This window comes from Tabrizicola sp. TH137 (assembly GCF_002855575.1).
Classification (GTDB): domain Bacteria; phylum Pseudomonadota; class Alphaproteobacteria; order Rhodobacterales; family Rhodobacteraceae; genus Paragemmobacter.
This window is the reverse complement of the sequence record NZ_PKRQ01000029.1, coordinates 1-4,003: the sequence shown is the minus strand read 5'-3', so window position 1 is coordinate 4,003 and position 4,003 is coordinate 1. Positions and strand designations below refer to the sequence as shown.

Sequence of the window (4,003 nt, the reverse complement as noted above, 5' to 3'; positions counted from 1 at the left end):
ACCGCCTCTTCGACGGCCTCACGGCCGCCGGCATCACCCATGTCACCGTGACCTTCGACGGTGCTGGAGACAGCGGCCAGATCGAAAGCATCGGCGCATGGTTCGGTGAAACCGCCGTCGATTTCCCCGCCACCGAGATCGCCTATGCCGCGCTGACCTGGGACGACCCCGAGGTCGAGATACGGCAGCTCTCGCTGGAAGACGTCGTGGAGCAGCTGGCCTATGACTTCCTCTCCGACACCCATGGCGGCTGGGAAAACAACGACGGCGCCTGGGGCGAGTTCTGTTTCGACGCGTCCGCCCGCTGCATCCATCTCGAGTTCAACGAGCGCTTCACCTCGTCCGAACTCTTCACGCATGATTTCTGAGGGGGCGGGTATGGCACATCCCTATCACCACGCCCTGTCTTCGGTGAAGAAATGGGGCGGCACGGTCGACGACTTCATCGCGGTCCATGCCTGGTTCGATGCCAGCAAGGAGATCACGGCTGACTTCCGGCACAGGGCCTTGCGCCACCATGCCGAGGGCATCTTCATGGCCGTTACATGGACAGGCAAGCGTAAAGGCGCAGGGGTCTTGGGTAGGAACAGGCCGACCGCCGCGCTCCCCAAAAAGCTGGCGGTGGTCGGCCTGTTCCGTGTGCAGGACCGCATTTCATTCCAATTCCTCGCCGAGGTCGGTCAGGAGTTGTTCGACTCTTCTTGCGACGGCGCAATGACGTTCGACTTCACGCGACCAAGAGCGGGCGCGCGCGTCTTCGGCGAGAGACAGTTCCAATCGACGGCGTTCGCGCAGCCGCGGCGCGTAGCACGGCGTCGTCACAAAGCGAGAACAGCTCAGGTAAAGGTCGCATTCGCAAGGACCTTCCGAGGGCAACCTCAGACAATGTCCCAGTTCCAGCGCAGTCTTGAAGAAGTGGCTGCGAAGCCAGTCGACCGCGCTTTCGCCAAGATTTCCGGATCGGATCACTTCCGCTCCTGCACCCGCAATCATGGCGCCTGGTTCCAGAACGGACTGGTAGTCGCGCAGCACCTCTGCGTCGCTGATCCGCGCATATACCATCGTCATCTGAGGGCTTTCGTGGCCGAGGACGCTCATGATGGTGTGAAGCTTTGCACCGCGTTCTGCGAGTTCGGTTCCGAGCGTGTGGCGGAATCGGTGCATGGTCACGGTTGGCCTGCCTCGGGCGTCGGCCAAGCCCGTGGCGGCACACACCCGCTTCAATGGCGCACCAAACAGATGGCGTCCGCTCATCAGTTTTCCGCGCCAGACGAACACGAACCGGACGAGATCGCCTGTCCGTTCGTCGGGCAGCATTCGGTCTGCGACCTTAGCGCGGAGACCCAGCACAACCCGAAGGGCCTCTGCGGCCTCATCATGCAGTGGGATTTGGCGCTCACGGGCGGTCTTACCGACGGGCAGCCGAAGGCGCGCGGTGCCATCGGCGTATTGGTCGAGGCAGTCCACAGATAGGCGCTGAATTTCGCTGCGGCGCGCACCTGACCACCTAGCGAGGAGCATAGCTGCGCGCTGGAACGGATCGGAAAGCGCCCGGATTTCCTCCATCAGCCGTTCGAGCTCAGCACGAGGGATGTATCGGGGAATTCGGTCGGGCACGCGCGGCAGATCGCGTTTTGCCACGAGCGGCCATCGCGGCACTTCAGTCCACGCCCAGTCCTCGGCATCCTTGAAGAATTGTGCCAGCCGGACAACGCGTCCCCTCTGAGAATTCGCAGTGAGTGGTCGCCCGGTCTTTGGCGACAACTCGGTCTTCATCGCGTTCATCCAGCTGACGATGTGCTCATGCTTTACCTGCCCAAAGGTGCGCACTTCTGGTGCCGTTTTGGCCAAATGCTGCAGAAATCGGCGGGCGGTAAGCGCGTGGTGGTACACGGTGACCGGTCGCAAGCTTGGTGCACGGCGTACAAGCCATTCATCGATCAATGCGCCCATTTCAGGCTGTGCCGCCTTCAAATCCGCCGATGGCATGATCTTTCGCGGCGGGTCGTCGACTTGCCCGCGGTGATAGAGTGCCAAGCGCAGCTGGCCGATCATCGTAATCCAAGCTTTGGAGACCAGACGATACCGGTCGCTCGAGGTCCAGTAGGCACCAAGATCTGATCTATCGCCGAACATCCGAACGGCGACGAGGAGCTCATTGATGTCGTTCTGACGCAAAGCGCTGACCAGTTGGGGTCCCTGGTGAAGGGCGAGACGCCCGAGCGTCCACCGCATTGCTCGATCAGCACCCGCATAGACGAGACCTAGGTCTGTCGCCTCGCGCGCAAGTCTCTCGACACCGAGATCGATATCCAACAGCCGTGCCACGTCGTGAACGCAAAGGTCGCCGACGGCGAGCAGCCACGGATAATCAAATCGGAGATGCCCTTTCAGCGCCAGATAGTAGAGATAGGCGCGCGCGAAATAGGAGGGTCGATCCTGAAGGGTAGCTCTGGTTTGCCCGTTGATCCGACCGACACGAACTGCGAGCGGCGCGGCCAGCCATTCTTCAATGTCTGGCCAGGCCTCGACGAATTGCTTGCGCTGACTTCGGCGTTGTTGGACGAACTGCTTCGTCGGATAGCAGCGTTGTAGAAAAGCGTCGTATTCATCGGCCGAACAGTGGCTGCTGCGAAAGAGAGATGGGGCATCGATCGAACGTGCCTGCATCGCTGCCGAGGAGACTGGGCCCCGCATCACTTTGCGCCTTCCGCAGGGTCCTGCACCTTCTCGTCTGGAAGGCCGAGGGCACGGCGATATTCGGCGACAACAATCGGATCGGAAACCCGGGTGTAAACGCGGGTTGCTTCTGGCGATGCATGACCAAGCCTTCGCTGAAGCGTCAGCTCGCGCATCCCGGCCTCCCACATCTTTGTTGCATGTGTATGGCGCAGGGCATGTGGGGTCACCCATGGTTTACGTATGTTCGCACGATCGCACGCCCTCGCAAAAAGCTTGGCCAGCGCGGCGTAGGAAAGTGGCTCATGCCTGCGTGGGCCACTGCCACCGACCAGAAACAGGAAGGGACTGTCTGTGTCCTGTGGTCGTTCGGTCATGACATATCCGCTGACTGACTGCAGCGTTGCCGTTTCATGCAAATCGACGACGCGCTCAGATCGTGACTTGCTCCGAACGCCGCGCGGGTGATCGAAACGCACCCTGACGGTCACCCGTCGCCTGCCATATGCGATGTCGGCGAGGTGCAAGCCAAGCACCTCACCTGGTCGCAGACCGCCGTCGAGCATCAAGCGAATGATTGCCAGATCGCGGCGCGTTCGCAGCTGCGCGATCAGCGCGTCGACCTGCTCATCCGCCATCGGGCGGGGCAAACGATGGATCTGCCGCAACCGCACCGGGCTCCGTAAGGCCGACTGCGAGGTGACGCCAGTCAGGAACGGTCGATGGCGTTCAGCGACATGTGCGGCAGCGCGATCATGAATTCGGGTGATCGGGTTTGGGCCAGCAAAACGATCAGTGAACCGCGCCCATTCGAAGAATGAAGAAACCGCTGCAAGCACCCGGTTGATCGTCGCCGTGCTGAGCCGAGCAGATTGTTCTCCATCGGTCGCGGCCAACGACGGGTACGGCCCGGTGCCGCGGCGACGGCTCGGCTTGCTGCGCAGATGGATCAGCAAGTCAACCGCGCGCGCCGGTGTCAGCGCACGCCAATCCCATCCCTGTTCATCAAGAAAGGAAAGAAGATGCGAAAGATCGTGCTGATAAGCGCGCGCGGTGTTGGGAGAACATCCCGACCCATTCAGGTACGTCACGAACGCGGCGATGGTTGCGGCGAACGAAGATGGATCAGGGCCTGCGCCTTCAAGCTTTGCATCCACCATGGCGCATCTCCGACTGAGTCTAAATCGCCTGCCACGATACGCCCGAAGTCGGTTTTGACCGACTCTGTCTATATAATGGCCGAGACGATTTTCGGCCCGACCCTCACGCTCTCGACCGGACGCATCATCCCGACCCGCTGGGTCGGCGAGCAGCATGTGAAGGA

Annotated in this window: 3 protein-coding genes and 1 pseudogene; 2 read left to right on the top strand and 2 right to left on the bottom strand. The window is 61.3% G+C overall.

The features are described from left to right. Together C0V75_RS22535 and C0V75_RS24270 are read left to right on the top strand one after the other, a co-directional pair. Positions 1 to 368, top strand: a 368-nt coding sequence (locus tag C0V75_RS22535) for a DUF6878 family protein (RefSeq protein ID WP_101923212.1), incomplete at its 5' end; no start/stop codon positions are given. 10 nt (positions 369 to 378) lie between these two features. Continuing rightward, positions 379 to 558 (top strand): annotated as a pseudogene (locus C0V75_RS24270) (hypothetical protein); the annotation flags it as partial. 96 nt (positions 559 to 654) lie between these two features. Here C0V75_RS24270 and C0V75_RS22525 read toward each other — a convergent pair. Both C0V75_RS22525 and C0V75_RS22520 read right to left on the bottom strand, forming a co-directional pair. Continuing rightward, entirely contained in the window at positions 655 to 2,670 is a 2,016-nt protein-coding gene (locus C0V75_RS22525; RefSeq protein ID WP_158241934.1) for a tyrosine-type recombinase/integrase, read from the bottom strand. A gap of 26 nt (positions 2,671 to 2,696) precedes the next feature. Further along, positions 2,697 to 3,839 carry a tyrosine-type recombinase/integrase gene (locus tag C0V75_RS22520; RefSeq protein WP_216821511.1) on the bottom strand — a complete coding sequence of 381 codons (1,143 nt, stop codon included), beginning with the start codon at positions 3,837 to 3,839 and terminating at the stop codon, positions 2,697 to 2,699. Positions 3,840 to 4,003: the final 164 nt, after the last annotated feature.